Annotated in this window: 18 protein-coding genes; 17 read left to right on the forward strand and 1 reads right to left on the reverse strand. The window is 64.9% G+C overall.

The annotated features are described in order from the left end of the window. Window positions 1-404: 404 nt before the first annotated feature. The 10 genes from hinT to PG896_RS12560 all read left to right on the forward strand — a co-directional run bounded on the left by hinT (window position 405) and on the right by PG896_RS12560 (window position 10,422). Window positions 405-755 carry a purine nucleoside phosphoramidase gene (hinT, locus tag PG896_RS12515; protein WP_010674343.1) on the forward strand — a complete coding sequence of 117 codons (351 nt, stop codon included), beginning with the start codon at window positions 405-407 and terminating at the stop codon, window positions 753-755. Beyond that, complete coding sequence (locus tag PG896_RS12520; protein ID WP_171865461.1) at window positions 755-2,176, forward strand: COG3014 family protein; 1,422 nt, start codon at window positions 755-757, stop codon at window positions 2,174-2,176. Before hinT ends, PG896_RS12520 begins: the two co-directional genes overlap by 1 nt. 68 nt (window positions 2,177-2,244) lie before the next feature. Further along, entirely contained in the window at window positions 2,245-2,643 is a 399-nt protein-coding gene (locus PG896_RS12525; RefSeq protein WP_039038972.1) for a YcfL family protein, read from the forward strand. Further along, the gene (gene lpoB / locus PG896_RS12530) at window positions 2,643-3,239 is read left to right on the forward strand and encodes a penicillin-binding protein activator LpoB (RefSeq protein ID WP_010674346.1); all 597 of its coding nucleotides are present in this window, start codon (window positions 2,643-2,645) and stop codon (window positions 3,237-3,239) included. Before PG896_RS12525 ends, lpoB begins: the two co-directional genes overlap by 1 nt. Then, window positions 3,229-4,092 carry a phosphotransferase gene (locus PG896_RS12535; RefSeq protein WP_041212851.1) on the forward strand — a complete coding sequence of 288 codons (864 nt, stop codon included), beginning with the start codon at window positions 3,229-3,231 and terminating at the stop codon, window positions 4,090-4,092. The genes lpoB and PG896_RS12535 overlap by 11 nt, the downstream gene beginning before the upstream one ends. Before the next feature lie 51 nt (window positions 4,093-4,143). Next, the gene (locus tag PG896_RS12540; RefSeq protein ID WP_039038970.1) at window positions 4,144-5,004 is read left to right on the forward strand and encodes a DUF6279 family lipoprotein; all 861 of its coding nucleotides are present in this window, start codon (window positions 4,144-4,146) and stop codon (window positions 5,002-5,004) included. Between the two features lie 106 nt (window positions 5,005-5,110). After that, the gene (locus tag PG896_RS12545; protein ID WP_041212852.1) at window positions 5,111-5,578 is read left to right on the forward strand and encodes a hypothetical protein; all 468 of its coding nucleotides are present in this window, start codon (window positions 5,111-5,113) and stop codon (window positions 5,576-5,578) included. Between the two features lie 148 nt (window positions 5,579-5,726). Continuing rightward, entirely contained in the window at window positions 5,727-7,529 is a 1,803-nt protein-coding gene (gene secD, locus PG896_RS12550) for a protein translocase subunit SecD (RefSeq protein WP_041212853.1), read from the forward strand. Between the two features lie 109 nt (window positions 7,530-7,638). Further along, window positions 7,639-8,553 carry a protein translocase subunit SecF gene (secF, locus tag PG896_RS12555; RefSeq protein ID WP_029314368.1) on the forward strand — a complete coding sequence of 305 codons (915 nt, stop codon included), beginning with the start codon at window positions 7,639-7,641 and terminating at the stop codon, window positions 8,551-8,553. Window positions 8,554-8,802: 249 nt separating this feature from the next. Then, entirely contained in the window at window positions 8,803-10,422 is a 1,620-nt protein-coding gene (locus tag PG896_RS12560; protein ID WP_109422398.1) for a methyl-accepting chemotaxis protein, read from the forward strand. Window positions 10,423-10,476: 54 nt separating this feature from the next. Here PG896_RS12560 and PG896_RS12565 read toward each other — a convergent pair whose 3' ends face one another. Beyond that, complete coding sequence (locus tag PG896_RS12565) at window positions 10,477-11,079, reverse strand: DUF924 family protein (protein ID WP_053288514.1); 603 nt, start codon at window positions 11,077-11,079, stop codon at window positions 10,477-10,479. Window positions 11,080-11,285: 206 nt separating this feature from the next. Here PG896_RS12565 and PG896_RS12570 point away from each other — a divergent pair, with 206 nt between their 5' ends. From PG896_RS12570 to PG896_RS12600, 7 genes are all read left to right on the forward strand, one after another. Next, window positions 11,286-12,197: a DUF808 domain-containing protein gene (locus PG896_RS12570; protein WP_041212856.1), complete on the forward strand. Its 912-nt coding sequence runs from the start codon at window positions 11,286-11,288 to the stop codon at window positions 12,195-12,197. Between the two features lie 169 nt (window positions 12,198-12,366). Then, a complete protein-coding gene (locus tag PG896_RS12575; protein ID WP_041212857.1) occupies window positions 12,367-14,157 on the forward strand; it encodes a M3 family oligoendopeptidase in 1,791 nt (596 codons plus the stop codon). A gap of 78 nt (window positions 14,158-14,235) precedes the next feature. Then, window positions 14,236-16,044: a M3 family oligoendopeptidase gene (locus tag PG896_RS12580; RefSeq protein WP_270835769.1), complete on the forward strand. Its 1,809-nt coding sequence runs from the start codon at window positions 14,236-14,238 to the stop codon at window positions 16,042-16,044. 184 nt (window positions 16,045-16,228) lie between these two features. Next, on the forward strand, window positions 16,229-16,768 hold the full coding sequence (gene ycfP / locus PG896_RS12585) for an alpha/beta hydrolase YcfP (protein ID WP_005331594.1): 540 nt from the start codon (window positions 16,229-16,231) through the stop codon (window positions 16,766-16,768). Between the two features lie 74 nt (window positions 16,769-16,842). Beyond that, a complete protein-coding gene (locus tag PG896_RS12590) occupies window positions 16,843-18,135 on the forward strand; it encodes an NAD(P)/FAD-dependent oxidoreductase (RefSeq protein WP_041212859.1) in 1,293 nt (430 codons plus the stop codon). Window positions 18,136-18,514: 379 nt separating this feature from the next. After that, window positions 18,515-18,832 carry a heavy metal-binding domain-containing protein gene (locus PG896_RS12595; protein ID WP_124244354.1) on the forward strand — a complete coding sequence of 106 codons (318 nt, stop codon included), beginning with the start codon at window positions 18,515-18,517 and terminating at the stop codon, window positions 18,830-18,832. Between the two features lie 347 nt (window positions 18,833-19,179). After that, window positions 19,180-20,193, forward strand: coding sequence for a S66 family peptidase (locus PG896_RS12600; RefSeq protein ID WP_139700301.1), 1,014 nt, complete (start codon window positions 19,180-19,182; stop codon window positions 20,191-20,193). Window positions 20,194-20,315: the final 122 nt, after the last annotated feature.

The raw sequence follows: 20,315 nt of genomic DNA on the forward strand, positions 1-20,315 counted from the left end.
TGCGCGAGCAGCTATCACCCAGTAATGGGAATCCCCCTCCTGTGACGCGAAGCGCTAAGGTGGGGGAGGATGTCAAGACGGCGACCAGGATGGCAAAGCCCAGATAGACTCTCTGTAAGATCGAGAGGTCTGACATTGTTTGTTTCATTATTGTCCCGCTGTCTGTGCAAAAGTCCCTTGCCTGAGTACCCCGTCCCTTTGATACCCTGCATGCCCCGAAGGGGATGCCGTTGTGGTTCGCGGGACGTCTCCTCGCTATCGGTATTCTTCACAATAACTGAAGCGATTGGGACAACGGCTGTGCCAAATGTCGGCTTGTGTCACACTTGGCGCATTGCGGCGGCCTGTTTGGGAGCCGCTTGAGCTTTGTATTGAATTTTCTTTTTCCTATAAAGGAGTTACCCATGGCGCAAGAAACCATTTTCAGCAAAATCATCCGCAAGGAGATCCCCGCCGACATCCTTTATCAAGACGATCTGGTGACCGCGTTTCGCGACATCCAGCCCAAGGCCAAGACCCATATCCTGATCATTCCCAACGTGCTCATCCCCACCGTCAACGACGTGGAGCCGGATCACGAGCTGGCGCTGGGCCGGATGTTCACCGTGGCCCGCAAGCTCGCCAGCGACGCGGGCATCGCCGAGGACGGCTACCGCCTCATCATGAACTGCAACCGTCACGGCGGGCAGGAGGTCTATCACATCCACCTGCACCTGGTCGGTGGCGAGCCCCTGGGACCCCTGCTGAGCCTGTGATGCGCCTCGTCCCGTCGACCGGCCTGCTGTTGGCCGGTCTGCTGCTGGGGGGCTGTGCCTCCCAGTGGAAAGACATGTTCGTCTCCTACTCGGATCAGATGGTGCCCCTGCGCAACCAGCTGCTGCTGGGCCATGCCGCCGAGGCCCTGCTCGAGGTGCGCGAATCGACCCCGGGGGACGACACCTTCGTGCTCGACCAGCTGGAGAAGGGGCGCATCGCCTGGCTAGCGGGTCAGGACGGCCCCAGCAAGCAGGCCTTTGCCGCCGCCGACAGCCGGCTTGCGTGGGAAGACAGTCAGGCCGAGTACCGCCTGAGCCAGGGACTGGCCCAGGCGGGCAGCCTGCTCACCAACGATCAGACCCTGGCTTACCAGGCGCCCGATTACGAGCGCACCATGCTGCACCACTATCTGGCGCTCAACTACTTGCAGCGCGGGGATGCCGACGGCGCCCTGGTAGAGGTGCGCCGTGCCAACCAGGTGCAGGAGCAGGCCCTTAAACGGAGGGCCGACGAGGTGCGCAAGGCCGCGCAGGAGGGGGAGCAGGAGGACGAAGCCGGGGAGATGCGCCAGCTGATGTCGCGCGGCGCCCCCGAGCTCGATCGCCTGATAGGCCAGGTGAAAAACGGTTTCCAGAACGCCTACACCTTCTATTTCTCCGGCGTGCTCTACGAGGCGGCCGGGGATCTCAACGACGCCTGGGTCGATTACCAGCGCGGCTATCAGATAGCGCCGGACAACCAGAGCCTGCAGGATGCCCTGCTGCGCCTGGCCCGGCTTCGCGGCTCTCCCGAGGAGCTCAAGGAGACCGAGCAACGGATGGGCCGCAAGGCGCCGCCCTTGGCCAAGGATCAGGGCCAGCTGGTGGTGCTGTTTGAAGATGGCCTGATCCCGGCGCGCCGGGAGCTCTTCCTGCCGCTGCCCATCTCCACCTCCAGCGGCGATTTTCGTACCTTTACCGTGGCGGTGCCCTATTACGACAATCGGGCCAGCGACGGCGCCCCGCTTACCCTGTCGGTGGGCAAGGGGGTGGCACAGACCAGCGAGCTGGTGAGGCTGGAGGCGCTGGCGGCCAAGGATCTGCAGGAGCGGCTGCCCGGCATGCTGACCCGGCAGGCCCTGCGGCTGGTGGCCAAGGAGCAGGTACGGCGCACCGCCGCCAAGGAGGGGGGGGATGTGGGCAACATCCTGGTGGGGATCTTCAACACCCTCTCGGAGCGGGCGGATACCCGCAGCTGGCTGACGCTGCCCGCAAAGGCCTCGAGCTGGCAGGGGATGGTCCCGGCCGGGAACGTCACCCTGACCCTGGGGGCGGGCAGCGCCATGCGTACCCTGCCACTCAGCGTCCACGCCGGGCGCACCACCCTGGTGTGGGTACAGCGCCTGGGGAGCGGGCTCACGACCCGGGTGATGCCCCTCTAGGGGGAACCGCATATGGCAACTCAGATGAATGACCGGTCAGGCCGACGGCCACCGGCAAGGAGAACAAGATGAAAGCACAAGGGTTGGCCCTGGGCCTGGTTCTGCTGCTGACGGGCTGTGCCACCAATACTTCCGGCGTGGCGCTCTATGGCGCGGCCGGTGCGGCGGCGGTGGCCGAGCAGCATCAAAACGTCAACGTCACCCTGACCGAACTCAGCCGGCGCCAGCAGAACGGCCTGTTGCAGGTCAACGTGGCGGCGGCCAGCACCCAGCGTGGTGACAACAGGCTGCAATATCTCTTCTACTGGTATGACGACGCGGGGCAGGAGGTGGCCAGCGATGGCCGCGGCTGGACCCCCCTCAAGTTGCATGGCTACCAGACCCGCACCCTGTCCGCCCTGGCGCCGAGCCCGGCCGCCCGGGGTTACCGGATTTACGTTCGCGAAGTGATGGAGGAATCCTACTGATGAAAATGAATCATGCCCTGCTGATCCTGACCGGCGCCCTGCTGCTGGGCGGCTGCTCCAGCACCACCGTCAGCTATGGCGATCCCACCGAGACCGAGACGGTGACCGTCGATTACGGCTCCTCCGACTTGCAGGCCATCGCCGACAAGATGGCGGATTCCATGCTGGCGTCCCCGGCCACCAGCGAGATCACCGCCGGGGGCCGCCCGGTGATGTTCATGGACTCCATCCGCAACAAGACCTCGGAGCACATCGACACCGAGGCCATCACCGACACTATCCGCACCAAGCTGCTGCGCTCGGGCAAGTTCCGCTTCGTGGACATGAGCAAGGTGGCGGCGGTCAAGCAGCAGCTCGAATACCAGCAGGGCAGCGGCATGGTGGATCCCGCCACCATGGTGCGGCTCGGCAAGCAGACCGGTGCCCGCTACATGGTCTATGGCAACCTCGCCAGCATCGTCAAGGACAACGGCAAGGTGAAGGACGTCTACTACCAGATGACCATGAACCTGATGGATGTGGAGAACGGCGAACTGCTGTGGGCCGATCAGAAAGAGATCCGCAAACAGGCCAAGAAGTCCACCTTTGGCTGGTGAGGACCCGCGGGGGCAGGGGGATCTGGCGGAGCTGGCGCTCCTCGCCAGCCTGCCGGCGCCCTGGGATCAGGGGCGCCTTGAGCCGCTGGGCCAGGGCCTGACCAACGGCAACTACCGGCTCTGTCTCCCCACTGGCGAGCAGGCCTTCCTGCGCCGCGGTCATCCGGATCCGGTGCGCCTTGGCATCGACCGGGCCACCGAGTGGCAGCTCTACCAGGGGGCGGTGGGGCAGGGGCTGGCGTTGCCCTGTCATCACGGCGATCCCGCCACCGGCCTGATGCTGCTGGCGTGGTGCGACGAACCCAACTGGGCCGAGCAGGCGCCGCCTCTCGCCGCGCAGCCCCGCCTGATGGCGGATGTGCTGGTGCGGCTGCACCGCCTGCCGGTGCCGACCGTGGTGATGGCGGTGCGGGCCCACAGCGGCGGGTATCGGCAGCGTCTGGCCCATATCCCTCCCTGGCTGCCCGCCCTGGAGCGGGCCCTGCTCGCGAGCCGGGAGCCGGACGACTGCTGGCTCCCTTGCCATCACGATCTCAATCCGGCTAACTTGTTGGGGGCGCGGCCCTGGGTCATCGACTGGGAGTACGGCGCCGCCGGTCATCCTGGGTTCGAGGTCGCCAGCATTCAGCGCACCCACGGCTGGAGCGAAGAGCAGCGGTGCCAGTTGGAGAGCTGCTATCTTGAAGCCATGGACGGGGCAGCGACGGGGCTGGGGCCCCGGGGATTCCAGGCCGATGCCTTCCTGCCCTGGGTCGATTACATCGGCCTGCTGTGGGCGCTGCTGATGGCCGAACAGCAACCCGGGCCCGAGTATCAGGCCCTGATCGACATCAACCGCCAGCGCCTGGAGTGATGCCCGGCAACGGCCCGCGCGACGCGTGTATTCAATGAATGGGAGGCATGCATGGTGACCACATTCTCATGGCGTCAACCGCGTAGCTGGAGCCTGCTGCTGCTCTGCCTGCTGCTGACGGGTTGCGCCACCCGGGTGATCTACTACTGGCTCGACTCGGCCATCGTCTGGCAACTGGACGACTACTTCTCCCTGGACCGCAGCCAGAAGAAGCTGCTGGACCAGGAGGTGAAGGGGCTGATGGCCTGGCACCGGCAGCATGAGCTGCCCATCTATGCCCGGGATCTCGACGCCCTGGCCAAGGCGGTGGCCAGCCCCATGAGCCCTGCCCAGGTGACCCTGCATCTGGACAGAACCCAGGCGAGCCTGACCCGTACCCTGGAGAACGCCATTCCCCGCACGGTGCGCCTCGCCAAGACCCTGACCGACGAGCAGGTGGCTCGCTTCATGGCCGATCGGGTGACGCGCCAGCAGGAGCGTCAGCACGATTTTGCCACCCAGTCGAAGGCCGAGATGATCAAGGGCTTTCGGGAGAAGATGAACGAGCGCCTGGTGTTCTGGATTGGCAAGGTGAAGCCGGCCCAGGAGCCCCTCATCACGCAGTGGGCCGAGTGGCAATACGAGATGATGGCCCCCTGGCTCGACTTTCAGGAGGCCTGGACCAAGGAGCTGGATCGGCTGATGAAACAGCGCCAGAGCCCGGATTTCGGCCAGGAGCTGACCCGCTTGCTCCAGCAGGGGGACGGCCTGATGGATGGCCGCTTCACCGGCTACACGGACCAGTCCCGCCAGCGCACCATCCAGTGGCTGAGTGATCTCAGCCACTCCATGGATCTCTCCCAGCGGGCCCACCTCTACACCCTGCTCAAGGACTATGCCGAGGACTTCGAGGGCATGACCCGCAGCCGCTGAGGACGCGATGAGACAACACAAGGGCGGCGGGCCCCGGGCCTGCCGCCCTTGTTCTTGTGGGGCAGGCTGTGGTAGCTTGCCCTTTCTATTGTGTGGGAATTAACTTTTGAACCTGACCGACAACGTGAAACTGGCGGCGATGACCCTGCTCATCACCCTCGCACTGTTGTTCTCTACCCTCTCGGTGGAGGGGGTCAAGGTACCCGCGTTCCAGCCCTCGGCCCAGCAGGCCCACTCGCTGGCGGAGGGGGCGGCGCCTGCCGACGCAAGCCCGGCGGCCCACGGCGTCAGCGGCAGTGACGATGGCATCGTCAAGTTCGTCGGCTCCCACCAGAATCACCTGCTGCGCCTCGAGCACTCCCTGAGCCGCGATCATCAGCCCGGCAGCGTGGTCTACGAGCTGGTGATGAGCTGGTCCCAGCAGGCGATCCTGCTGCTGCTGTGCGGCCTGCTGTTCTATGCCGCCCTCTTCTACCCGGGGACGAGCTTTCGCGATCACTTCGCCGGCATTCACAGGCGCCGCCTGCAGCGCCGGCATCTGCAGTACCGCTTCGCCCAGAGCTTCCTCGCCTGACCCCGATGGGGTCAGCTTGCCACCTGTTGCCTCATCTTCTCTCTGTTGCTGTTCACTTTTAGTGAACGGCTAGGCTGTCTTGTTTCATTTTTTTGCACGGCGCGACCCCGGTGTCGCCCCTTGCCATCGCCTGACAGAGGCCGATTTCATGAGAAAAAAGAGTCATACCGTGTTGAACCGCATGAGCCTGTGGCAGTACGCCCTGTTGCTGCTGATGCTGGTCACGTTCGCGTTCTATTCCCTGCCCACCTTCTTCGGTGAGCAGCCCTCCCTCGGTCTGCACGGCCAGTCGCGCCTGAGCGACGCGCAGCGCACCCTGCTGGCCGAGAACCACATCGACCCCCTCAAGCAGATCGCCCAGGGTGGCCGGATAGCGCTGGTGTTCGCCAGCCAGGGGGAGCAGCAACTGGCCAAGCAGTTGCTGGAGCAGCAGGGGCTGGACAGCGCCGCCCTGACCCTGGAGTTCTACTCCAACGCCCCGGCCTGGATCAGCCGGCTCGGCGCCGATCCCATCAAGCTCGGGCTGGACCTGCGCGGTGGCTCCCAGCTGCTGATCGGGGTGGACGTGGATTTTGTCATCGACAACCAGACCAAGAACCTGGTGGATACCCTGCGCACCCGTTTTCGCGAGGCCAACCTGCGCGGCGCCAGCGTGATGCGCACCGCCCAGGGGAGCGTGGCCGTCACCCTGCCCGACGTGACGGGGCAGGAGGCCTGGCTCTCCATCATCAAGGAGAGTGCCGGTACCCGCCAGGATCAGTGGACACTGAGCCGTTCCGGCAATGCACTGACCCTGGTGCTGAGCGACGCCGAGCGCACCCTGCTGGTGAACAACGCCGTGACCCAGAACCTGTCGATCCTGAAAAAGCGGATCAACGAGCTCGGCATCGTCGAGGCCTCGGTGGTGCGTCAGGGGCAGGACGGCATCCGCATCGAGCTGCCGGGGGTGCACAACCCCAAGCAGGCGAAAGAGGTGATCGGCGCCACCGCGTCCCTGGCCTTCTATGAAGCCAAGGCCGACAGCCGCTTCTTCATGGCGGATCGCAGCGGCCAGGCAGTGGGGCTGGCCCGCCAGCCGGTGCTGAGCGGCGAGCACATCGTCGATGCCCGCGCCAACATGGGGGAGATGGGGCAGCCCCAGGTCAACATCGTGCTCGACACCCTGGGGGGGAGCAAGATGAACCAGTTCAGCCGCCAGCACGTGGGCAAGCCCATGGCCACCGTCTTCACCGAGTACAAGACCAACGCCGAAGGCAAGCTGCGCGCCCGAAGCGAGGTGATCAACGTCGCCACCATCCAGACCGCCCTTGGCAACCAGTTCCGCATCACCGGGATTGGCAGCCTGCCCGAGGCCCAGGAGCTTGCCATGCTGCTGCGGGCCGGGGCCCTCACCGCGCCGCTGAAGATCCTGGAGGAGCGCAGCATAGGCCCGACCCTGGGTCTGCAGAACATCGAGGCGGGCTTCACCGCCCTGGCGTTCGGCATGGCGGGCATGATGCTGTTCATGATGGCCTGGTATCGCAAGTTCGGCTGGGTCGCCATCACGGCGCTGGTTGCCAACCTGCTGATGCAGGTGGGCATGCTGGCGGTATTGCCGGGGGCCGTGCTGACCCTGCCGGGGATCGCCGGTCTGGTGCTCACCGTCGGCATGGCGGTGGATACCCATGTGCTGATTTTTGAGCGGATCAAGGACCGGCTGCGGGAAGGGGGGTCTTTGGCCAACGCCATCGACTTTGGTTATCGCTCGGCGTTTCGCACCATCTTCGATGCCAACATCACCACCCTCATCTGCGCCGTGGTGCTCTATGCCATCGGCTCCGGGCCGCTGCAGGGCTTCTCCATCACCCTGATCCTGGGGCTCATCTCCAGCATGGTGACCGGCATCTGGGGCACCCGCGCCATCATCAACCCCCTGTGGGGCAACAGCCGCGCCAAGCTGCTGAGGGTATGACCATGAACCGACTTCATCACCATGACGCCGCACCCGTGAGTCTGTATGACCTGCGCACCGACCGCTTCCTGCCGGGAAGTCTGAACCACCTGACGTCGAGGGAAGAACAATGCTGAGAATGATCCTGGCCATGGGGCTGACCCGCTGGCGCTATATCGGGCTGTGGGCCTCCGTGCTGCTGACCCTGGCCTGCGTGGCCGTCCTTGCGACAAAAGGGCTCGCCCTCGGGCTCGATTTCACCGGCGGGATCCTGCTGGAGTTTCGCATCCAGACCCTGAAGGAGGCCCATGAGCTCAACGCCCTGCTGACGGCGCCCCTGGCGGGGGTGGTGGAGCTGCACGGCGCCGGTGTGCCCGGCGAGTGGCTCATCAAGCTGCCCCCCCACGCGCTGCCCTGGGCGGCGGAGGATCTGGCGACCATGCTGGGGCAGCAACTCGCCCTGCCGGTGGAGCTCTTGCGCACCACCATCGTCGGGCCCCAGGTGGGCGCGGAGCTGTTCCAGCAGGGGATGCTGGCGGTGCTGGTGGCCTCGCTCGCCATCTCCGCCTACCTGGCGGTGCGCTTCGAGTGGCGCCAGGCCATCGGCATCCTGGTGTCGGTGTTGCACGATGGTCTGGTGGCCATCGGGCTGCTCGCGCTCTTTGACATCGAGTTCGACCTCAACGTCATCGCGGGCCTGATGGCGGTGATAGGCTACTCCCTCAACGACAGCATCGTCATCTCGGACCGGTTGCGGGACTTGCTGGGGTCTCGTACCCGCATGGGGATCCACGAGTGCTCGGACGTGGCCATCAAGGCCACCTTCAGCCGCACCATGATCACCTCGGGCACCACCCTCTTCACCGTGGGGGCCCTGCTCCTGTTCGGCGGCGACGCCCTCTACGGCTTCTCCTTCACCCTGTTCGCCGGCATCCTGGTGGGGACGCTCTCCTCCATCACGGTGGCCTCCACCGTGCAGGAGCTGCTGGGGCTCTCCCCCCAGGCCTACCAGAAAAAAGAGGAGGAGCTGGCCGAGGCGGCGTGACCGGCGAGCGCCCTGCCACGGGGCTCATGGGCGGCCAGTGCGGCCGCCCCGGGCAAAAAAGGAAGGCGAATGCCTTCCTTTTTCCATTCTGCCAGAGGGGGGCGGCGGTCCCGAAGGCCGGGTTGGGGCGGCGGGTGTGACGCGGCCGAGCAGAAGTTGAAAAGTGTAATGAAATGCATGTTTTAGGCGCTATTTTCGGGGCCCGCATCGGCTACCCTGGCAGGGAGTCTATGGATGGAGTAAGCACTCATGAATATCGCTCGTCGGCTTCAACTCATTGCCCTGCTGGTCATGCTGGCCCTGGGGTGTCTCAGCTGGTTCAGTATCAGCAGACTCTCCTCCGCCAATGCGGATCTCAGCTATGTAACAGACAACACAGTCCCCAGCATTTCCACGATCAAGGAGATACAAACAGACTTCTACGCCCTGCATTCATTGATCCAGGCGCACGTGCTCAACACCGACGACAGCAAGATGAGTCAGATAGAGCAGAGCATTGCATCCCTTCACACCAAGATGGACGCCCTGCTGAGCCAGTATGAAAGCGGGATGATCTCCAATGAGGAGGACAGGCAGCTCGTCGCCGATGATCGGCGCCTGGTTGCCCAGTACGGCAAGGCCTCTGAAGACGTCCTGCGCCTGTCCCGCGAGAACAAGAATGTGGAGGCCAGAGAGGCGATCGACAAGGAGCTTGCCCCCTTGTTTGAGCAGCTTTCCCAGGCCATCGACAAGCACGTCCACTTCAACATCCAGCAAGGTGACGCCGTCAAGCTGCGAGGCGAGCAGAATGCCGATAGCAGCATGCAGGCCCTGTTGTTCATCTCGGTGGGCGCGGGTGCCCTCACGCTGGTGCTCTTTCTCTGGCTGTTCAGGCAGGTCGCCAATCCCCTCCGTCTGGCCATGGCGACCCTGTCCGAGATCCAGCGCGACCTGAACTTCACCCTGCGGGCCAATGTGAGCCAGCAGGACGAGATCGGCCAGACGCTGACGGCGGTCAACCGCCTGCTGGACACCTTGCAGCAGACCTTCACCGAGTTCTCAGTGGGCAGCCTGCAGATCAAGAGCACGGCAGAGTCCCTCTCCCAGGCGGCCCAGCACATGGCGGAGTCGGCGAGTCAGGCCAATGACGCCACCAGCCTTATCGCCGCCGGGGTGGAGGAGATGAGCGTGAGCATCACGGACATCTCCCAGCGCACCCAGGAGACCAGCCGCATCACCAATGAATCCGGCAAGCTCGCCAGTGACGGCGGGGCCACCATAGAGCGCACTGTGCTCGCCATCAACGACATCGCCGACGCCATTCGTCAGGCCTCCCGCGATGTGACGGCGTTGGGGGAGGGGATCTCCCGCATCGGTGGGGTGGTGAACGTCATCAACGATGTGGCGGGGCAGACCAACCTGCTGGCGCTCAACGCCGCCATCGAGGCGGCGCGGGCCGGTGAGCAGGGACGCGGCTTTGCGGTGGTCGCCGACGAGGTGCGCAAGCTGGCGGAGCGGACGGCCCAGTCGACCCAGGAGATCTCAAGGACGGTGGAGGCTATCCAGCAAGGGTCCGAGGCCACGGTGGCCAGAATGGTCCTGGTGGAGGAGAAGGTGGCGCAAGGGGTGGCCATGGCGACGGAAAGCGGGGCCATCATCACCCAGATCCGCCAGGCCTCCCATCGCGTCATGGATCAGGTCGGCGAGATCACCCTGGCCATCCGCGAGCAGACCTCGGCGGCGGAATCCATCGCCCTCCAGGTCGAGCAGATAGCCCAGGTGGTGCAGCAGACCAGCAGCACGGCGGAGGAGACCTCCGCCGCCGCAGAGGAGCTGAACGTGACCACGGAGAATATCCACCAGCAGATCTCCCGCTATCGCATCCAGTGAGGTGCGGATCGGTTGTTCTCTCCCCGCCATGCCCATGGCGGGGATTTTTTTATGTCAGAACCCCGAACCGGGCTGTTGCAGGAAGGCGGCCTCTTCCTCCGTGCTCGCCCTGCCCAGGATGGCGTTGCGGTGGGGGAAGCGGCCAAAGCGATCGACGATCACCTGGTGGCGGCGGGCAAAGTCGGCAAAGCCTTCGAAGGTGGTCCGGGCCGGGTCTGTGGCCTGCTCGTCGGCCAGGGCCTCGAACAGGGCGACGCTTCTGGCCTGCTGCTCTTTGGACTCCGCGTGCTCGAGGGGCAGATAGAAGAAGACCCGGGCCAGCGGCGAGAGCCCCTTGTCGACCCCGAGGGTGAGCCCCTTGAGGCACAGCGCCCTGGCCTTGTCGTCCTGGGCGAAGGCGGCGGGGGTGTGGCGGTGAAGGTTTCGCGGCAGCTGGTCCAGCAGCAGGATGAGGGCCAGGCGCCCTGCGGGATCGTCCTCCCAACGGGCGAGCTCGCCCGCTGCGGCACGGGCCGCCAGTTCGCCGAAGCGTGAGGCCAGCAGGGCATCGGTCTCGCTGCTCTTGCCCCACCAGAGGGGGGCCTGACGGGCGGCACGGGGAGCGTCGTCTGCGTCATCGCCAAACCAGAAATCGAGCAGAGGTTGCCAGGGTTGCATGGGAACTCCTTGGGCCGGTGGCCGTGAGGTGAAAACGGAGCAGGGGATCTGCCATGGGGGGCTGCCGCCGTGGCGGCTTCCCGTTACACTGTGCCATCTTTTGCCCCAAAGGGTGATCCCCGGATGGGCCCGTGGTCCCCTGACCCCCTCATCACCCTGACCGGGGCAGCCCGGATGTGTCCCACTCAATAGAAGGAATGCCAGATATGGCCGGAGCCAGTTTGTTGACCCTGCTCGATGATATTGCCAGCGTGCTCGATGATGTCGCCCTGATGACCAAGGTGGCGGCGAAGAAGACGGCCGGGGTGCTGGGGGACGATCTCGCCCTCAATGCAGAGCAAGTCTCCGGGGTGCGGGCCGAGCGTGAGCTGCCGGTGGTGTGGGCGGTGGCCAAGGGGTCGTTTCGCAACAAGCTCATCCTGGTGCCTGCCGCCATCGCCATCAGTGCTCTTATCCCCTGGCTCATCACCCCGCTCCTGATGCTGGGGGGGGCCTACCTCTGTTTCGAGGGGGCGGAGAAGCTGGTCCACAAGTTCCTGCCCCACGAGGAAGAGGCGCATCAGGCGGCGCCGGTGCCCGAGGATCTGGCGGCCTATGAGCGCCAGAAGGTAAAGGGGGCCATTCGCACCGATTTCATCCTCTCGGCGGAGATCATCGTCATCGCCCTCGGCACCGTGCAGGGGTCGAGCCTGGGCCTGCAGATCGCCGTGGTGGCGGGCATCGCCCTGCTGATGACCGTCGGGGTCTATGGCCTGGTGGGGCTCATCGTCAAGCTCGACGACATCGGTCTGCACCTGCTGCAAAAGCCCGATGGCGGCGCCGTGCGCCGGGCGGTGGGGCAGGGGCTGCTGGTGACGGCGCCCCGTCTGATGCACCTGCTTGCCCTGGTGGGCACCATCGCCATGTTCATGGTCGGCGGCGGCATTCTGGTCCATGGCTGGCCCTTCCTCCATCATCTCATCGAAGGGACGGCGGACACGGTGGCCGCTCTGCCCGGGGTCGGCGGGGTACTGGCCGTGGTGACGCCCACCCTGCTGAGCGCCTTGGCCGGCGTGGTGGCAGGGCTGGTGCTGGTGGTGGCCATGACCCTGGTGAGCAAGCTTCAGCCCGCCAAATAGGTCGCTTGTCGGGGGAGGGCCGACAGGGGCCGTCGCACCCGGGGGCGCTCTTCTGCCGGTTGCCTCGAATGGGGGCTAGGCAAGTGCCTGGCCCCCTTCGTACTATCCGGTTTCACCCGCCCGCAGAGGCGGGGTGACCCGATATGGACGCAAACAGACAAGGACAACCATGAAACCACCCGTTTGGCGAGATGATCACATCTATGCCGCCCCCGACGATCCTGCCATCGAGGCCGCCTTCCAGGAGGCTGCCCGCGCCCTCACCCGGCTTGACGCCCTCCTGGCGGACCTGCCGGATCCCGCCCATCCCGTTGCGGATGCCAATGCCCTGCGCCACCTGCTGCGGGCCATCCGCCGCGAGGCCAACGGGGTGAAGAGCCTGGCCTGGAACAGTCAGGTCTATGGTTACAACCGGCTGAGCCAGAACGGGCGCGACGAGGAGGCCCGGGTACTGCTCTCCCGGGGCCAGCAGCTGGAGGCGACCCTGGCCCAGCGCAGCAAGCCGGTGGACCTGTTCTGGGTTCGCGCCCCCAAGTCACTGGTGCGCACCCTGCTGCAAGATCCCGAACTCTTCGAGCTGGCCTACCACATCCATCACGACAGAGCGCAGCAGGATCAGTGGCTTTCGCTCGAGAGCGAGCAGCTCATCGAGGGGTTGGCGGTAGACGGCCTGCAGGGGTGGGGGGATCTCTATGACAACCTGGTGGGGCGGCTGCTGCCGGTGGTGGAGGGGGTGCCCATGGGGCTTGCCCAGGCGGACAACCTGCTCGCCCACCCGGACAGGGCGCGGCGCGCCAGTGCCTGGCACGCCATCCAGGGTGCCTGGGAGGCGGAGCAGGAGACGGTGACCGCCATTCTCAACGCCATCAACGGCTGGCGCAACGAGCTCGGCCGCCAGCGTGGCAAGGGGCGCAGGCTGGATGCCCTCGAGGTCACCTGCCATCAGGAGCACATCACGGGCGCGACCCTGGAGACCCTGATGGCGGCGGCCGGGGAGCACAGGGAGCTCGGGCGCCGCGCCTTGAGGGCCATGGCCTGTGCCCAGCAGATCACCGACTTCGCCCCCTGGGATCTCTTTGCCCCGGCGCCCCAGGCCGTGCACGGCAAGTTCGGCTTCGAGCAGGCGCTGAATCTGGTGATGGAGGCCTTTGCCGCCTTCGATCCCGAGATGGGGGCGTTTGTCCGCATGATGGCCGACAAGGGGTGGATTGATGCCGCCCCGAGCGAGCACAGGCGAAGTGGCGCCTATTGCACCGAGTATGCCGATCCGCCCGAGCCAAGGGTCTTCCTCACCTTCGAGGGGACCATGGACAACGTCATCACCCTGGCCCATGAGCTCGGCCACGCCTGGCACAGCTGGTTGCTGCGGGATCTTCCCTTCGAACAGCGGGGCTACCCCAAGACGCTGGCGGAGACCGCCTCCCTCTTTGCCGAGATCCTGGTGCGCGATGCCCTGCTGGCCGCCACCGACAAGGTGGAGCAGCGCCGGGCCATCGCCTGGCTGGACGGGGAGCGGGCCGCGAGCCTGCTTCTCGACATCCCCGCCCGCTTTGCCTTCGAGCGCGCCCTGGTGACGGCGCGGGAGGCGGGTTACGTGGGGGCGAGCCAGATGCGGGAGATGATGAAATCGGCGCAGCAGCAGTGCTATGGTGACGCCCTCAGCCAGTATGACGAGCTGTTCTGGGCCAGCAAGGGTCACTTCTCCATCGCCGAGTCCGGGTTCTACAACTACCCCTATCTGTTTGGCTATCTCTTCAGCCTGGGGCTCTATGCCCAGCATGCGCGGGCCGGGGGCGAGTTTGTGCCCGCCTATCGCGCCCTGCTGCGAGATACCGGCCGCATGAGCGCCGAGGCGCTGGTGGAGAAGCACCTGGGGGTCGACATCCGCGAACCCGGGTTCTGGCAGGAGAGCCTGCGCTATGTGGAAGAGGCGGTGGTGCGCCTCGAGCGGCTGGTGTGATGCCTGCACGCGAAGGTGGTGGCTCTGGCCACCTGGATTTCACGACGGGCCAGGCCCGTCCCTGACGATGAGCGTTCGATGCAACAACGAGTCTATCCACAGCAGTGGCAAAATGATCACATCTACCCCTCCCTCGACAGCTGTGTCCTCGAGGCGGACATGAGCCTGGCCCGCGCCAGCCTGGCCGAGCTGAGCGGTTTTATCGAGGGACTGGCCCAGGTGCCTCGCACCCCAGGCGCCTTGCAGGACTTCCTCAGGGAGGTACGCCTGCGGGCCCGCCGCATTCGCGACATCGGCTGGAACATCGCCGTGCTGGCGGCCTGCAAGGGGAGCCAGGACGCCCGGGATCCCCTCGCCAAGCAGGTTGCCTCCCGGGCCCGTGCCCTCAATGCGGATCTGTTCAAGACGCTTGCCCCCATCGAAGATCTGATGCTGGGGCTGCCTGCGCCCGAGTTTGAGCAACTGATGGCCGACCCCCTGCTCGGGGAGGAGGGGTACCGGCTGCGCCACGAGCGTCGCCTGCAGGATCAGCGGCTGCCGGTGGAGGCGGAGCAGCTGGTCATCGGCCTTGGCACCGACGGCCTGCACGCCTGGGGCAACCTCTACAACGATCTGGTGGGCAAGATAAGGCTGGTGATCGCGGGTCGCGAGATGGGGCTGGCGGAGGCGAGCAACCTGCTCTCCAGCCCGGATCGGGCCCTGCGCAAAGAGGCCTTCGATGCCATCAGCGCCGGCTGGGAAGGGGAGCAGGAGACGGTGGCAGCCATCCTCAACGCCCTCAACGGCTGGCGCCTGGAGCTCTCGCGCCAGCGCGGCAAACACCGGCGCCTCGATGCCCTGGATCTCTCCTGCCACCAGAGTCACATCGAGCGGGCGACCCTGGATACCCTGATGACGGAGACCTGGCAGGCCCGCCATCTGGGCCAGCGGGCCCTGGGGCTGATGGCCGGTCACCTCGGCCTCGAGGTGCTGGGGCCGGAGGATCTCTTTGCGCCGCCCCCTGCCGCCAGCCGCCGGGAGATCCCCTTCGAGGAGGCGGTCGACATCATCGCCCTGGCCTTCGCGCGCTTTGACCCCGAGATGGGGGACTTTGCCCGCATGATGGCCGAGCGCGGCTGGATTGATGCCGCCCCCACCCCCAACCGGCGCACCGGGGCCTATTGCACCAAGTTTGCCGAGCCGGTGGAGCCGCGGGTCTTCATCACCTATGCGGGCACCATGGACAACGTCATCACGCTGGCCCACGAGCTCGGTCACGCCTGGCACAACTGGCTCATCCGCGATTTGCCCATGAGCCAGCGCAGCTACCCCATGACCCTGGCGGAGACCGCCTCCATCTTCGCCGAGACCCTGGTGCGCAGCGCCCTCTACGAGCAGGCCCGAAGCGCCGAGGAGCGTCTGGCCATCGCCTGGGCGGATGCCGATGGCGCCGCCACCTTCCTGGTCAACATCCCGGCCCGCTTCGACTTCGAGCGGGCCCTGGTGGCCGAGCGCGAGCAGGGCTATGTGTCGTCGGCCCGGCTCAAGGGGCTCACCGACGAGGCCTGGGGGCGCTGGTACGAGCAGAGCCTCGACCGTTATCACCCCCTGTTCTGGGCCGCCAAGGCGCACTTCTCCATCGCGGGCTTCGGTTTTTACAACTACCCCTACCTCTTTGGCTATCTGTTCAGCCTCGGGGTCTATCAGCAGCTGATGAGCCGCCAGGCCGCAGGGGAGGAGGGGGTGGCGAAGGCCTACCGCACCCTGCTGCGAGACACAGGTCGCATGAGCGCCGAAGAACTGGTCGAACGGCATTTGGGGCAGGACATTCGAAAACCCGCCTTCTGGCAGGGGAGCCTGGCCCTGGTGGAAGCGGCGGTGGCGCGCTTCGCCCAGTGCGGCAGTTAACCTCGCCAGACCCGGTTTGCGCCATGTCCCGCTGGGGCATGGCGCTGCCACAGCGGCCCCGACGCGCGGTTTGGTGGCCCGAAGGGGCGTGATCCAAAGCAAGAAAGTGGGATGTTTTGGTGGCGCAAGGCCCTGTCGCTGGGGTAGTTTCGATAGAACCGACACAGTTTTTGAGGTCTTGTCCATGATCATCTATCTGCATGGCTTTGATGCCACCAGCCCCGGCAATCATGAAAAAGTGCTGCAGTTGCAGTTTATCGATGATGATGTGCGTTTCGTGCACTACAGCACGGTTCACCCCCGCCACGACATGAGCCATCTGCTCAAGGAAGTGAAGAAGCAGCTCGACATGAGCACCGATCCCAAACCCCTCATCTGCGGCGTGGGCCTGGGTGGCTACTGGAGCGAGCGGATCGGGTTTCTGTGCGGCATCAAGCAGGTGGTCTTCAACCCCAATCTGCACCCGGAAGAGAACATGCAGGGCAAGATCGACAGGCCGGAAGAGTACGAGGACATCGGCACCAAGTGTGTAACCGAATTTCGTAATAAAAATTCAGGAAACTGCCTGTGCATCCTTTCCGTTCAGGATGAAATCCGCGATAATCGGGACACTGAACGTGAATTGAAGAACTATTACGACATCGTATGGGATGAGCGCGAGACCCATAAGTTCAAGAACATCTCGCACCATCTGCAACGGATGAAGGCCTTCAAAGAAGCCTGAGCCATCACGTCAACCGATTTCGTTTTAGGGAGCCAATGGCTCCCTTTCGTTTTGAGGAACCAAGGAAAATCATCATGATGAATATTGTCGTTGTAGGCGGTGGCGCCGGTGGTCTCGAGCTTGCGACCAGCCTGGGCCGCAAGCTGGGCAAGAAGAACAAGGCCAGGATCACCCTGGTGGATCGCAATCGCACCCACCTGTGGAAACCCCTGCTGCACGAAGTGGCCACCGGCTCCATGGATGCGGGCATCGATGCCCTGAGCTACCAGTCCCACGCCAAGAACCACGGCTTCGAATTCCAGCTCGGCAGCCTGACCGACATCAAGCGCGACGAGAAACGCATCGTGCTGGCCCCCATCCACGACGAGAGCGGCGCCCTGGTGGTCAACGAGCGGGAAGTGGCTTACGACATTCTGGTGATGGCCATCGGCTCGGTCTCCAACGACTTCAACACCAAGGGCATCAAGGATCACTGCATCTTCCTGGACAGCCCCTCCCAGGCGCACCGCTTCTACAACAGCATGATGAACCGCTTCCTGCAGTTCGCCACCGAATACCAGCCCGGTGACAAGGTGAAGATCGCCATCGTCGGCGGCGGCGCCACCGGCGTCGAACTCTCCGCCGAGCTCTACAACGCGGTGGAGCAGCTCTACGCCTACGGCTTCAAGAACCTCACCACCGACAGCCTCAAGGTGACCCTGGTGGAAGCGGGCCCCCGCATCCTGCCGGCCCTGCCGGAGCGCATCAGCGGCTCCGCCCATCAGGAGCTGGTGAAGCTGGGCGTGGACGTGCGCACCGCCACCATGATCACCGAGGCCACCGCCGAGGGCCTGCACACCAAGGATGGGGAGCTGATTGAAGCAGACCTTATGGTGTGGGCCGCGGGCATCAAGGCGCCGGACTTCATGAAGGAGATCGCGGGCCTGGAAACCAACCGCATCAACCAGCTGGTGGTCCACGAGACCCTGCAGACCACCCGGGACGAGAATATCTTCGTCATCGGCGACTGCGCCGCCTGCCCGCAGCCGGACGGCAAGTTCGTGCCGCCCCGCGCCCAGTCCGCCCACCAGATGGCGACCCAGGCGTTCAAGAACATCCTGGCCAAGATGAACGGCGGCGAGATGAAGCCCTACCGCTACCACGACCACGGCTCCCTGGTCTCCTTGAGCCGCTTCTCCACCGTGGGCAGCCTGATGGGCAACCTGATGCGGGGCTCCATGATGGTGGAGGGCTACATCGCCCGCATCGTCTACATCTCCCTCTACCGGATGCACCAGGTGGCCCTGCACGGCTACATCAAGACCGGCCTCATCATGCTGGTGGGCCGCATCAACCGGGTGCTGCGCCCGAGCATGAAGCTGCACTGAGTGCATGGCGGCTGCCGCTGCGAACATCAAAAAGGAGAGGCTTGCCTCTCCTTTTTTTATGGCCGACGCGGGGCGCTCCTGGCAGCGCCTGCCGCCGTTCAGGGCGAAGACGCAGAGGGCCGGTGCAGCTGCCGTCGTGTCTGCATCATCAAGGCCCCGCTTTCATCGCGGCCCGGAAGCCCTCTCCCCAGCACCGGTGCCCAAGGTCGCTGTGCGGGGGAAAGTGGCACGACACAGGCTCTATGGATGGCTCCTTGATGAACCTGGCGGGCGCTGTGCTTGAAGCCCCTGGCCACGCCGGGCTTATGCTTTGGCCAACGCCTTGCTACCATGACGGCAACGGTGCTTCGCGCACCCAGCCCAACTCACAGGAGACCTCATGATCCTCTCAACCACCCCCACCCTGGAAGGCAAGACCATTCGCGAGTACCGCGGCATCGTCGTGGGCGAAGCCATCCTCGGCGCCAACATTTTCAAGGATCTGTTCGCCGGCATCCGCGACATCATCGGCGGTCGCTCCGGCGCCTACGAAAAAGAGCTGGCCCGGGCCCGGGAGATCGCCTTCGAGGAGCTCAAAGAGCGTGCCCAGGCGCTGGGGGCCAACGCCGTGGTGGGCATCGACATCGACTACGAGGTAGTGGGCCAGAATGGCAGCATGCTGATGGTCAGCATCAGCGGCACCGCCGTGGTGGTGTGAGCCTGCGCTCACGCCGTTAGAAGCCAATGCCCAAGCCGATCGCGAGATCGGCTTTTTTATTGGGGAACGGCGGCGGGATGTCGTCGGGAGAGGCGGGAACTGACCTCGCGGCCATGTATCAGCGCGTGATAGGCACCTTAAAGCCGGGAAAAGGGCGCGATCTGTGCTGTTATTGTTCAGTTTTTGTGTGCATTTAGCGAAAGTCATTTAATTTTTCTAAACAAAAACGAGCACTGTGAGTGCGATTTTTCGCCCTTGCCGGGCGTTCAAAGGCCGCAGTAGGATGCAGTCTGGCGCCGGGCTCGCATTTCCCGGCGGCGTTCATCTCATATGGCAGGGCTGCATCCATGACCTTACTCAAACCGCCGGGGCTCAACCCCGGCGACACCATAGGTTTCTTCTCCCCCTCCAGCGCAGCCACCGCCTGGGCGCCGAACCGCTTTGCTCGCGCCAAGGCTTATCTGGCGGCGCAGGGCTTCGAACTCAAGGCGGGCAGCCTGACCGGCGAACAGGATCACTGGCGCTCCGGCTCCATCGCGGCGCGGGCTGACGAGCTCAATGCCCTCATTCGCGATCCGCAAGTGCGAGCAATCATGTCGGTGATTGGCGGCAGCAACTCCAACTCCCTGCTGCCCTACCTCGATTTTGATGCGCTGAAGCGGGATCCCAAGATAGTCATCGGCTACTCCGACGTAACGGCCCTGCTGCTCGGCATTCATGCCCAGACCGGCCTCGTCACCTTCTATGGCCCGGCGCTGGTGGCTTCCTTTGGCGAGCTCTCGCCGCTGGTGGACGAGACCCTGGCCGGCTTCCTGTCCGTTTGCATGGCCGGTGGCGCCAGCCTGCCCCACCGGTTGCCGACTCCGACGCAATGGACCGAGGAGCGGCTCGACTGGGAGCATCAGACCCGGGCCAAGCAGTGCTGGCCAAACCGGCTGATCTCGGTGGGCACTGGCCGGATGCGGGGTCGGCTCATTGGCGGCAACCTCAATACCCTGGCAGGGATCTGGGGTTCCCCCTTTATGCCGTCCATCGAGCGGGGCGACATTCTGCTGCTGGAAGACAGCCTCAAAACCGCCGAGACGGTGGAGCGCGCCTTCACCCACCTCAAGCTGTGCGGGATGTTTGATCGCATCGGTGCCCTGGTGCTCGGCAAGCACGAGCTGTTCGACAGCCAGGGCAGCGGCAGGCGGCCCCTCGACATCCTGCTGGAGGTCGTGGGGGAGCCGACCTTCCCCATTCTGGCGGAGTATGACTGTGCCCACACCCACCCCATGCTGACCCTGCCCCTTGGCATCGAGGCCGAACTGGATCTCGATGCCCAGAGCCTCACCCTGTGCGAGTCCTGGCTTGGGGAGTGAGTCACTGCACTGCCTGCCATAGTTGCATCGGCACATAGACAAAGAGGCCGCTCGGGCGACCTCTTTGTCGTCTGCTACTTCGCTTCGGATCAGGGCAGGGCATCGGCCCGGAAGGTGTTGCA

This window comes from Aeromonas sp. QDB30 (assembly GCF_027707645.1).
In the GTDB taxonomy this organism is placed as follows: Bacteria; Pseudomonadota; Gammaproteobacteria; order Enterobacterales; family Aeromonadaceae; genus Aeromonas; species Aeromonas caviae.